Source organism: Sediminibacillus terrae (assembly GCF_009602435.1).
Classification (GTDB): Bacteria; Bacillota; Bacilli; order Bacillales; family Amphibacillaceae; genus Sediminibacillus; species Sediminibacillus terrae.
Genome location: NZ_VZDQ01000001.1, coordinates 106,809 through 117,774 on the forward strand (window position 1 = coordinate 106,809; position 10,966 = coordinate 117,774).

Annotated in this window: 12 protein-coding genes, 1 rRNA gene and 1 other RNA gene; 11 read left to right on the forward strand and 3 right to left on the reverse strand. The window is 44.7% G+C overall.

Annotation, left to right across the window (positions count from 1 at the left end; translation table 11 throughout):
• Positions 1 to 228: 228 nt before the first annotated feature.
• The 3 genes from acsA (at position 229) to F6X55_RS00490 (ending at position 3,576) form a co-directional block, all read left to right on the forward strand.
• Positions 229 to 1,944 carry an acetate--CoA ligase gene (gene acsA, locus F6X55_RS00480; RefSeq protein ID WP_153461492.1) on the forward strand — a complete coding sequence of 572 codons (1,716 nt, stop codon included), beginning with the start codon at positions 229 to 231 and terminating at the stop codon, positions 1,942 to 1,944.
• A 279-nt stretch (positions 1,945 to 2,223) separates the two neighbouring features.
• Complete coding sequence (locus F6X55_RS00485; protein ID WP_026568946.1) at positions 2,224 to 2,736, forward strand: type 1 glutamine amidotransferase domain-containing protein; 513 nt, start codon at positions 2,224 to 2,226, stop codon at positions 2,734 to 2,736.
• A gap of 81 nt (positions 2,737 to 2,817) precedes the next feature.
• The gene (locus F6X55_RS00490) at positions 2,818 to 3,576 is read left to right on the forward strand and encodes a DUF3891 family protein (protein ID WP_153461494.1); all 759 of its coding nucleotides are present in this window, start codon (positions 2,818 to 2,820) and stop codon (positions 3,574 to 3,576) included.
• A 1-nt stretch (position 3,577) separates the two neighbouring features.
• Here F6X55_RS00490 and F6X55_RS00495 read toward each other — a convergent pair whose 3' ends face one another.
• From F6X55_RS00495 to F6X55_RS00505, 3 genes are all read right to left on the reverse strand, one after another.
• A complete protein-coding gene (locus tag F6X55_RS00495; protein WP_237648567.1) occupies positions 3,578 to 4,195 on the reverse strand; it encodes a DUF421 domain-containing protein in 618 nt (205 codons plus the stop codon).
• Positions 4,196 to 4,321: 126 nt separating this feature from the next.
• Positions 4,322 to 5,611 (reverse strand): glycoside hydrolase family 18 protein, encoded by a 1,290-nt coding sequence (locus F6X55_RS00500; RefSeq protein ID WP_026568948.1) that lies wholly within the window; start codon positions 5,609 to 5,611, stop codon positions 4,322 to 4,324.
• Between the two features lie 71 nt (positions 5,612 to 5,682).
• A complete protein-coding gene (locus tag F6X55_RS00505; RefSeq protein WP_026772095.1) occupies positions 5,683 to 6,216 on the reverse strand; it encodes a cysteine hydrolase family protein in 534 nt (177 codons plus the stop codon).
• Between the two features lie 76 nt (positions 6,217 to 6,292).
• On the opposite strand from F6X55_RS00505, the gene tadA reads away from it, so the two are divergent.
• The 8 genes from tadA to F6X55_RS00545 all read left to right on the forward strand — a co-directional run.
• Positions 6,293 to 6,769 (forward strand): tRNA adenosine(34) deaminase TadA, encoded by a 477-nt coding sequence (gene tadA / locus F6X55_RS00510; RefSeq protein ID WP_026568949.1) that lies wholly within the window; start codon positions 6,293 to 6,295, stop codon positions 6,767 to 6,769.
• Between the two features lie 94 nt (positions 6,770 to 6,863).
• An RNA gene (ffs, locus tag F6X55_RS00515) (signal recognition particle sRNA large type) lies at positions 6,864 to 7,129 on the forward strand.
• A gap of 128 nt (positions 7,130 to 7,257) precedes the next feature.
• Positions 7,258 to 8,949, forward strand: a complete 1,692-nt coding sequence (gene dnaX / locus F6X55_RS00520) for a DNA polymerase III subunit gamma/tau (protein ID WP_026568950.1) — start codon at positions 7,258 to 7,260, stop codon at positions 8,947 to 8,949.
• A 15-nt stretch (positions 8,950 to 8,964) separates the two neighbouring features.
• Entirely contained in the window at positions 8,965 to 9,288 is a 324-nt protein-coding gene (locus F6X55_RS00525) for a YbaB/EbfC family nucleoid-associated protein (RefSeq protein ID WP_026568951.1), read from the forward strand.
• Positions 9,289 to 9,300: 12 nt separating this feature from the next.
• Entirely contained in the window at positions 9,301 to 9,897 is a 597-nt protein-coding gene (gene recR / locus F6X55_RS00530) for a recombination mediator RecR (RefSeq protein WP_026568952.1), read from the forward strand.
• A gap of 53 nt (positions 9,898 to 9,950) precedes the next feature.
• A complete protein-coding gene (locus F6X55_RS00535; RefSeq protein WP_321172120.1) occupies positions 9,951 to 10,175 on the forward strand; it encodes a YaaL family protein in 225 nt (74 codons plus the stop codon).
• A 69-nt stretch (positions 10,176 to 10,244) separates the two neighbouring features.
• Positions 10,245 to 10,508: a pro-sigmaK processing inhibitor BofA family protein gene (locus tag F6X55_RS00540; protein WP_026568954.1), complete on the forward strand. Its 264-nt coding sequence runs from the start codon at positions 10,245 to 10,247 to the stop codon at positions 10,506 to 10,508.
• Between the two features lie 330 nt (positions 10,509 to 10,838).
• A 16S ribosomal RNA gene (locus F6X55_RS00545) occupies positions 10,839 to 10,966 on the forward strand; the annotation flags it as partial.

Here is a 10,966-nt window from a genome sequence, read left to right on the forward strand (position 1 = left end):
CGAAACTAGGATAATTTTATCGAATGGGTTGACCTTGCTTAAGCGGCACGGTTGAAAACAGGTTTGAGGTTTTCTCTTTAAATTATTCACCAAATCGTCTAAAATAGGTAGTAATTAAAGGAATTTTTCAAAAATTTAATAAACAAAACAGAAGCGACATAAGGTGTAGGAGTAGTAGTAGAAGTATTTTTGAAATCGTTTGCAAAAAATTTCGGATGAGGTGATCTAATGGATATGCAACCTATTGCAGCTCGGGAAGGGAATCACAATTTAAAGGATTACGAGAAAACAAGACAGTCGTTCGACTGGGAAGACGTGAAAAAAGAATTTAGCTGGAATGAAACCGGCAAAGTGAATGCCGCCTATGAAACGATCGACCGACATGCTGAAAATCCTGCGAAGAAAGACCAGACTGCTTTGATATACTCCTCACCAGACAGGGAAGAGACATTGACTTTCCATGAATTAAAAACAATGAGTAACAAATTCGCCAACGTACTTAAAAAGCATGACGTGCAAAAGGGGGACAGAGTCTTTTTGTTTATGCCGAGAAGCCCGGAATTTTATGCGAGCTTTTTCGGTATTCTGAAGGTTGGAGCCATTGCAGGTCCTTTATTTGAAGCCTTTATGGAACAAGCGGTTCGTGACAGACTCGATGACAGCGGCGCTTCGATGTTGATCACGACCCCGGAATTGCTCGAACGTGTTCCTCAGGATGAACTCCCGGAGCTCAAGAAAATTGTGCTTGTCGGGTACCATGAGGAATCGGATGATAAGTACATCGATTACTTCCATGAGATGGAGCAAGCTTCCGAGGAGTTTGACATTGAATGGGTAGACCTCGAAGATGGCATGCTGCTGCATTATACTTCCGGATCAACCGGAAAACCGAAAGGGGTCTACCATGTTCACAATGCGATGATCCAACATTATGCGACAGGGCACTGGGTGCTTGATTTGAAGGAAGACGATGTTTATTGGTGTACGGCGGATCCCGGCTGGGTCACCGGAACAAGCTATGGAATTTTTGCTCCATGGCTGAACGGGGTGACGAACGTGATACGGGGCGGCCGTTTCACGGCGGATTCTTGGTATGAAACAATTGCTAAAAACAACGTTACCGTTTGGTACACGGCTCCGACTGCGCTCCGGAAGCTGGTAAGCGCTGGAGAACAGACAGCGAAAAAATACGATCTTTCTTCGCTGCGGCATGTCCTGAGTGTTGGCGAACCGTTGAATCCGGAAGTGATTACCTGGGGCGTCAAGGCGTTTGATTTGAGAATCCATGATACCTGGTGGATGACGGAAACTGGTGCGATGTTGATCGTCAACCTTCCAGATATGGATATTCGCCCTGGATCAATGGGTAAACCGATTCCAGGAATTGACGCAGCGATCATCGATAATGAAGGAAACGAACTTCCGCCCAATCAAATGGGAAATCTGGCAATAAGGCAGGGATGGCCATCCATGATGCGTGCGATATGGCAAAACCCTGGAAAATATGAAAGTTATTTCATCAATGGCTGGTATGTGTCAGGGGACAGTGCCTATAAGGATGAAGACGGTTATTTTTGGTTCCAGGGAAGACTGGACGATGTCATCAATACATCCGGAGAACGGGTTGGACCGTTCGAAGTGGAAAGCAAGCTGATTGAACATCCAGCTGTTTCGGAAGCCGGTGTCATCGGGAAACCGGATCCGGAACGAGGAGAAATCATCAAAGCTTTCATCACCCTGAATGATGGCTATCAGTCAAGCGATGAATTGGTCGAAGATATCCGGAAGTTTGTAAAAACCGGCTTGAGCGCCCATGCTGCACCACGGGAAATTGAAATCAAGGATACGATTCCAAAGACAAGGAGCGGGAAAATCATGCGCCGGCTTTTGAAATCCTGGGAATTGGGACTGCCGACCGGAGATACCTCTACATTAGAAGAGTAGGCTAAGGAAGCTTGAACAAAAGCATAGCGGCCAACATAAAAACCGAACGATAATTCGTTCGGTTTTTATATCCTTAATAACTTGACTTCACGCTCTTTCACTGAAGTCTGCATATCCTGCCTCCGTTGGATGGAGATACTTCCTCCTTCTTGCTGGTACGTGTGGAGGGGAAACTTCAATGTATTTAAATCTTCCATATTATGTTTAAACTCCAAAGGCGAGGGTACATTATCGATGTAACCGTAAAACCCTATAGTTTTTCAAAGGAGTGTTGTTACGATGAGTAAGATTGCTTGTGTATTGACAGATATGTTTGAAGATGTGGAATATACAGATCCTGCCAAAGCATTTAAGGATGAAGGACACGAAGTGGTAACCATTGAAAAGGAAGCTGGTAAACAAGTCACTGGAAAACAAGGTGAAGCAAAAGTGACGATTGATAAAGGCATCGATGATGTCAATCCTTCTGACTTCGATGCTCTGTTTATCCCCGGCGGATTTTCACCAGACCAATTGCGCGCAGATGAACGGTTTGTTTCTTTTGCAAAACACTTTATGGACGAGAAAAAACCAGTAATGGCCATTTGTCATGGGCCGCAGCTGTTGATTACGGCTAAAAAACTGGAAGGACGCCAGGCAACTGGGTTCAAATCGATTCAAGTGGATATGGAGTACGCCGGCGCCGACTTAAAAGACCAAGAAGTCGTCGTTTGCCAAAATCAGCTGGTAACCAGCCGTCAACCAGATGATATTCCAGCTTTCAACCGTGAATCATTAAAAGTATTGGCATAAACCAATGAAAAAGAGGTTGTCCACATAAGGGCAGCCTCTTCTTTAGCTTGCAACGATCCTGACAAAAGGGGGAAAAGATTAATGATAGTTAGAAAAAACGGTGATCGATGGGAAATCATTAAACAGCATGATCATGCATACTTATCCTTTCAACTTGCATGCCATTGGAGACGTGATGCTTTTCCCTATCCAGCATTAAAACAGGATGTTTTATATGCAATCCGTCATCATGATCGGGCCTGGATTCCGCTTGATCAACAGATTGTTTGGAATGTTGCTGAGCAGAAGCCATATGATTTTATTGACTACCCCTTACAGGAAAAACTTCAAGCATACAGTCGCGGTATTGATCAGGTTGAGGAACAAACTTCTTATGGTGCTATCCTTTGCAGCATGCATTATGTTTCTTTTTTCTCGTCTGACAAAGGTAATGATCCCGACATTTCGTCATTCTTGCTTCATGAACAAGAGCGAAGACGCCGGCTGATCTCTTCTTTAACGATAGATTCGCTGGAGGATGCTATGACCTGTCATTATCGCATCCTGCAATTTTGTGATGATTTATCCTTATATGCGACATTGAATCCTCCCGGTGTGAAGAAATCGGAAGAAATAGACTGGTTCAAGGATGGATTTCGTCAGGAATTTTGCTTTGCACCAAGAGGAATGACAGCGGAGTGGCTGACAGACATGGACATACAGGTTAAACCATTTCCTTTCTCTACGGAATTTGAAGTAGAGATACAGGTCTTGCGTGTTGCTCCTGAATCCTCACAATCATCGGTTGAATGGAAAAGCGTCTCAAATAAAAACCGGATTTTCCGTTTCGCTCCAGGTTAAGTCACTTAAGTTTTTTTGAATGGTCTGTTTGATGGTTGGCAGTGATTTCTTCAAAAAGATTTTGCTGTTGTTGAGATGTCTGTTTTGGTTGCTGTGTATTATCCATCACTGCCGGGTTCAGCATGCTTGGATGAATCATTTTTTTAAATTCCCCTACGGTGAGTGGACGGGCATCCTCCGTCAATTCATATCCAAGCTGCCCATTCGGTTCGATTGTTGCCGTTTTGAGATCGGAAAGCTTGGAAATCCCTTGCTGCCGGAGAAACATTTCGAGTTGGTCGACAGTAAGCCGGTTCTTGTTAAAGTTTTTCGTTTCCAGCTGTCCGTTTTGAATGAGGATTTTTGATTTACCAGTAATAAACTTTTCCACAACGTTGAATTTAAGTTGAAGCCACTCGATAACGATCAGGGTGAAAACAAAAATGGCGGCAACAATAATCGTTCGGATTACGCTCCTTTCCACGATTGGTTGAATGATAACCGAACCAATCGAAATCATCACTACGGTCTGTGCCAATGTCATTTGTGAAATGGATTTTCTTCCGGAAATACGCAACAATAATACTCCCGATAGCACCAAAATCACCGATTTAAATACAAACTGGAAGTCCAAATTCACGTCATCACCTTCTCTTTCTGCCTTCTATTTTCTTTTAGTTTGAGCTGCTTCCAGCCAATTTAACAATGGTATCAAAAGGTAAATCAATCGGAACGGTTATATAAACAAAAAAAACCAGGATGCAGATTATCCTGGTTTTACTATGTCAAAGTTTGCGTCAAGCAGCTGCCAGTTTTGAGGAAAGGCCAATCCCAGTTTCCAATAGCTAATCCCCCGAAGTCCTAATTCTTTAATCAAGTCGAACTTGGCTTGGATGGAGCGGGCGTCTTCAAACCATACTTCATGCCGGTTTCCTTCGTCGTCCGTATAATGAAAAAATGGAGCTTGGTCGGTCTCATCGTACTCAATGGCAACATTTTCGTTTCGGGCCAGGGTGATTGCCTGTTGAGGGCTTAGCGCCTGGGCATAATCTCCGCCTGGTTCGAATGGCAGCGTCCAGTCATATCCGTAGAGGTTTTGACCAAGCAAAATTTTTTCAGCAGGCATTTCGGTCAATGCATATTCTACCACTTCCCGCACCGGCCCGATCGGTGACACAGCCATAGGCGGACCGCCGCTATATCCCCATTCATAGGTCATCAACACAACAAAATCTGCGATTTCCCCGTGGGCAGCATAGTCATGGGCCTCATACCACGCTCCGGTTTGTTCGGCACTTGTTTTCGGAGCGAGAGCAGTGGACATCAATAATCCTGCTTCACTCAAACGTTGCTTGGCTCTTCTTAGAAAATTGTTGTAGTCTTCACGAGTATCCGGTGGAAGAAATTCAAAATCGAAATGGACGTCTCGATAACCGCCGGCTTCGGCTGTGCTTACAATTTCATTCAAAAGCGTGTTTTCTACTTGCCGGTTCGTTATGATTTCCCTGCCTAATTCTGCGCTAAATGCTCCCTCTTCCAAATTGGTAACTACCAGGACCAGACCGGCATTGTTGTTTGCGGCAATTTGCCGGAAGTTATCTAACGGTGGAGGAATCAAGGTGCCGTCACGATTTATCCGATAACTGAAAGGGGACAAGTAAGTAAGATACTGTGTATTCTTCTCCGCCGCATTGATCAAGGTCTCGGAGACTGTTTCGCCGTACGGTTCGATATAGGCATTAACTTCCGTCCTGGTCTTGGGCTGCTGGGGGATAAATAGAGGAAATCCAACTTGAAGTTCAAGATTGGGGGAAATATTGTTGGCATTGGCAAGTTGTTGTACAGACACTCCGAATCGCTGGCCGATCGAATATAAACTGTCCCCGGGCTGGACACGGTAAATATTCCCCTGGAGCGGAACAACCAACGTCTGTCCGACAACTAAATTGCCGGGAGCATCCAGTTCATTTACGGCCTGCAATGACGCCACGGTGGTGCCGTACATCATCGCTATCGCATATAAGGACTCTCCCGGCGCAACTACATGGATTTGCACATTCCTTCCTCCTCTGAAAATAACATTTTTCTCCGTTATCATCTTATGTGCAGAGGAAGGAACATATGCTTTTAAACAGGATCAATATCTGCGCCAAGTTTTTCAGCCATCAGCGCGAGGGCCCGGTCGTTCTGTTGCTCCTCGTTGGAGGCGATACAGTTTTTTGGTACACTGATACTATACTCACGCATATGAGCATCGTTGGCCGTGAACAGTACACAAAAGTCACCAGCGATACCGGCGATGATGATATGGTTTACGTTTAATTCTTTCAATAAAGATTCGAGCGCTGTACCATAGAATCCAGAATGTTTTGGTTTTATCAGGAAATAATCATCGGATGCAGGCTGCATTTGATCGATGATTTGTTTGTTTTGTTCATTGCGGCAGTAATCACTGACTTTTTGAAAGTCCGATTGCCAGATGCCATAATGGTCATTTACATAAATAATAGGAATAGACTGCTGATACGCAAACTCTTTCAATTTTTTCAGGTTGGGGAGGATCTTCTTGGTGTTTTCCAACAACTGTGGACCCTCCGGAAAATCAAAGTCATTGATGATGTCTACAATGACCACGGCCGCATCATTTCTGTCTGTTTCCATGACTTCACTCCTCTCTTCCTTATTATTTATCTTTTTCTTGATGTTTGAAACCTTCGAATGAAAAGTGGGATGATTAATGAACGATCAATATTATATGGAACTGGCCATTATGGAAGCAAAAAAAGCAGGACAACTGGGAGAAGTGCCGATCGGGGCGGTCATTGTCCACGAAGAGCAAGTGATCGCCGCATCCTTCAATTTACGGGAGTCGCTTCAAACAACCGCCTCTCATGCTGAGCTGATTGCGATTGACAAAGCAAATGAATCAATAGGAAGCTGGCGGCTCGAAAATTGTACCCTTTATGTTACGTTGGAGCCTTGCCCGATGTGTGCGGGAGCAATCATTCAATCCAGAATCCCCCGGGTCGTTTTCGGGGCCTACGATCCCAAAGCGGGTTGTGCAGGCACCTTGATGAATCTTCTCGAAGACAGCCGGTTCAATCATGTGGCGGAAGTCCGTGGAGGAGTATTGGAAGAAGCATGCGGACAACTGTTGACTGATTTTTTCCGTACCCTCAGGCAGCAAAGGAAGAGAAAGCCCGGAGACAAATGAGGCTTCCAGTCTCTACCTATTGCATTTTTGGATGAAAGTCGTTATACTATGAATTGCGCTATTAAAGCGCCACAAATAATTGTTAGCAAATTTGTCGTGCTAGGCGGGGAGGTAGCGGTGCCCTGTACTCGCAATCCGCTATAGCGAGGCTGAATCCCCATCCGAGGTAGTATGACATTAAGGTCTGCCTCAAGGGATTGGTGCTGACACCCGGGTCCTGCGCAACGGGAACCCGTGAACCCTGTCAGGTCCGGAAGGAAGCAGCAGTAAGCGGTCCTTCTTGTGTGCCGCGGGGAAGCCCGGGTCGAGCCATGAACTTGAGTAACGCTTAGGGTCGTACTATCGACGATGGGTGCACGGCTTTACTTATTGAATACATGCTAGTGAACCTCTTGTCTCAGGGCAAGAGGTTTTTCGTATAGAAGGTTTCCAACCGCAACATAATTCAGTTATAATTAAGAGAGCAATCAAAAAGGGGCAAGTATTGAATGAGCTATCAGGCACTGTATCGAGTCTGGCGTCCAAGGAGCTTTTCTGATGTCGTCGGACAAACCCATATTACCCGTACATTGCAAAATGCCATCGTCCAGCAGAAGTTTTCGCATGCCTATTTGTTTTCAGGACCTCGGGGTACAGGCAAGACCAGTGCTGCCAAGATATTTGCGAAAACCGTAAACTGTGAACATGCACCAGTGAAGGAACCGTGTAACGAATGCGCGGCATGTCTGGGAATACAGGACGGCTCCATTTCCGATGTAATCGAAATCGATGCCGCATCCAACAATGGAGTGGAACAGATCCGGGATATCCGGGACAAAGTGAAGTATGCACCAAGTGCAGTCGCTTACAAAGTCTATATTATCGATGAAGTCCACATGCTGTCGATGGGCGCTTTTAATGCCTTGTTGAAAACATTGGAGGAGCCGCCCAAGCATGTCATTTTTATTCTGGCGACCACGGAACCGCATAAAATACCATTAACGATCATTTCCCGCTGTCAGCGATTTGACTTTAAACGGATCACTCCTTCATCGATCGTCGAGCGTATGCAGACAATCGTCGAAGCAGAAGGTATCAAGACAACCAGGGAAGCTCTTGAATCTGTGGCACTTTCTGCTGAAGGAGGGATGCGGGATGCGCTCAGCTTGTTGGATCAGGCGATATCTTACAGTGAAGATGAGGTAAGTCTGGAGGATGTCCTGGCCGTTACCGGGTCGGTCTCACAGGAAAAACTGACGCTTGTGACCGAGGCGATGTATCGACAGGAAATTCAACAGGCGTTGCGTTATGTGGATGATTTGATCCAGGAAGGAAAGGATCCGGGACGCTTTGTATTTGACTTGATTTACTATTTGCGTGATTTACTGCTATACCAAAGTGCGCCAGATCTGGAGAATATTTTGGAACGTGCTTTGCTGACTGACAGTTTCAAACAGCTTGCCGCGGAAGTCAATGCTGACTGGATCCAGGAAGCAATCAGGCAGCTGAATGAATGTCAACAGGAAATAAAGTGGACAAATAGTCCCAAGGTATTCATTGAAATAGCCGTATTAAATATCTCTGATCAGCAAAAAGCTTCCAGTGGAACGTCCGCTGAAGCCGTTGACAAGTTGACAAGAAAATTGGCCCAACTGGAAAAAGAAATGCAGGAAGTAAAGAAAAATGGTGTGGCGGTCCAGCATGCTGATGCTCCTTCGCCAGCACAACCGCGTCCGCAGCAACGGGCAACAAAAAACAGTTATAAAATTCCGTTTGAACGAATACGTCAAGTATTGAAGGAAGCCTCTAAGACAGAGTTGAAGAATGTGCAGTCTCAGTGGGCGAATTTCATGAATATGCTGAAGAAACAAAGTGCCCCTGCCCATGCAACAATCCAGAACAGTAAGCCCCGGGCTGCATCGAGCCAGGCTCTAGTTGTAGCATTTAAGTACGAAATCCATTGTTCACTTGCTTTAGACCATAAACAAGCGATAGAATCGTTATTAGCGGAGGTCATCGGTAAATCACTGACGGTGATTCCGATACCGGAAGCGAATTGGCAAGAACTCAGAGAAGAATATATCAGCAAGCAAAAACAGCAGGAAACGGAAGAGCAAGGGGAATCCTCCCAGGAGGAAGATCCGTTGGTTGCCGAAGCAAGAAAGCTCGCTGGTGATGATTTATTAGAAATTCATGATTAATAAGGAGGGTTTTCCATGCGTGGTGGTGGAAATATGAATAAAATGATGAAGCAAATGCAGAAAATGCAAAAAGATATGATGAAAGCTCAGGAAGAACTTCAAGAAATGAGTTTTGAAGGTGCTGCCGGCGGGGGTATGGTAAAAGTAACAGCAAACGGGAAAAAGGAAATTACCGACATTCAAATAAACGAAGAAGTGGTGGACCCGGATGATCTGGATATGCTCCAGGATTTGATTCTGGCCGCAACGAACGACGTATTGAAACAGGTTGAAGACAAAACAAATGATACTATGGGACAGTTCACGAAAGGTTTAAACATGCCTGGAGGAATGTTCTAGGAGGTATGCTTCATGTATTACCCAGAACCGATTTCAAAGCTGATTGACAGCTTTACAAAATTGCCGGGGATCGGACCGAAAACGGCTGTCCGCCTGGCCTTTTTTGTGTTGAATATGAAAGAAGATGACGTTTTGGATTTTGCGAAGGCTTTGGTCAATGCAAAGAGAGAGCTGACCCACTGCTCGATATGCGGGCATATCACCGACCAGGATCCATGTTCGATTTGTCAGGACGAGACAAGGGATAATTCGGTGATTTGTGTCGTGCAGGATCCAAAGGATGTCATTGCCATGGAAAAAATGAAGGAATTTGGCGGAAAATATCATGTCCTGCATGGAGCTATCTCTCCGATGGATGGGATTGGGCCTGAGGACATCAATGTTCCGAGTTTGCTGAACCGGCTTAAAGATGAAGAAGTAAATGAACTCATCCTTGCTACCAATCCGAATATCGAAGGCGAAGCAACTGCGATGTATATCTCCCGTCTGGTTAAACCTTCCGGGATAAGAATCACCAGAATCGCCCACGGACTTCCAATGGGAGGCGACCTCGAGTATGCGGATGAAGTAACATTGTCTAAAGCGATGGAAGGACGAAGGGAATTATAATTTCCGGCTCTGTAGCGTGCAACTCTTGTGTAGAATGTAGAGAAAGAGGATAGGTGATCAAAGTGATTGGCGGTAAAAAGATTAAAAAGAGCCAGGTGGATGAGCAGTTATTGGATGATATTTTTAAATCAAAGGAAGAATGGAAAAGTATCAAATCAATCATTGAACGAAGCGTCGAACCCACTGAGCGTGGAATATACGAACTTAAGGTTGCTGAAGCTAAATACCTTTACCTGTTGCGGGAAGCGAGAGTTCGAAAGGTAAGTGCGATGAGATAATTCAGTTCTTTTTCCTTTTGCCTTTTCATACCTATAAATAGAAAAGGACAAGCAAAAGGAGAGGAGAAAATGAATCCAGCGGTCATCATAACAAGTATGGTGGTGGTAATAGCCTTACTACTTGTTCTCGGAGCACCGATCAAGCCTTTGCGCTTTGTTGCTCAGGGATCGGTAAAATTAGTGATTGGTGTATTGTTTTTGTTTTTCTTCAATGTATTCGGTGCTTCTATTGGCCTCCATCTGCCGATAAATATATACACCGCCCTAATCACCGGTTTTTTAGGAATTCCTGGCTTGGCTTCGTTGGCGGCCATTCACCTATTTATCTTCTGAAAACAGTTTCCGATAGTTGGAAACTGTTTTTCTATTGCATCACATTCTGTGACATGTTATATTATGAAAGTTGCATCGGACAACAAGCAACCACGAAAAAACATATTGACTTCTTACAAGTCCAAATGTTATATTGATTAAGTTGCTGTTTTGAAGGAAGTAATAGTTGATTTAAAAAAGTTATTGACTTCATTCTAGTAATCTGATATAATTATTAAGCTGTCGTTGAGTCGGCGAGCGACAATTTGATCTTTGAAAACTGAACAAAACAACCAGTATGTCAAGCAAGATATACAAGCTAGTTTTTTGAACGAGCAAGCAAGCTCAACTATTATGGAGAGTTTGATCTTGGCTCAGGACGAACGCTGGCGGCGTGCCTAATACATGCAAGTCGAGCGCGGGAAGCAGGCAGATCCCTTCGGGGTGAAGCCTGTGGAACGAGCGGCGGACGGGTGAGT